General features: G+C 49.6%; 1 pseudogene. It reads left to right on the top strand.

Annotation, left to right across the window (positions count from 1 at the left end):
• Window positions 1-17: 17 nt before the first annotated feature.
• Window positions 18-240 (top strand): annotated as a pseudogene (locus AAEY83_RS18200) (tRNA (N6-isopentenyl adenosine(37)-C2)-methylthiotransferase MiaB); the annotation flags it as partial.

Genomic DNA, 240 nt, shown 5'->3' with positions numbered 1-240 from the left:
ATCATGGACTTATCCTTATGAGTGTTACTGTATTCAACCCCCGCATTAATGACGCTGCCGTTGCTAAGACGACTGTCACCGCGCCTGCTGTCACTGCACTCAATGAGACAAGTTCAGCCCAAGCGCCTGTCAATAAAGCGCCGACTAAAAAGGTGTTTGTCACCACGCAGGGCTGTCAGATGAATGTCTATGACTCTGGCAAAATGCTCGACGTGCTAGGTGATTCACACGGTATGGAAG

It is taken from the genome of Psychrobacter sp. TB20-MNA-CIBAN-0197 (genome assembly GCF_040309765.1).
GTDB lineage: Bacteria > Pseudomonadota > Gammaproteobacteria > Pseudomonadales > Moraxellaceae > Psychrobacter > Psychrobacter submarinus.
This window is presented reverse-complemented; position numbering and strand designations above follow the sequence as displayed.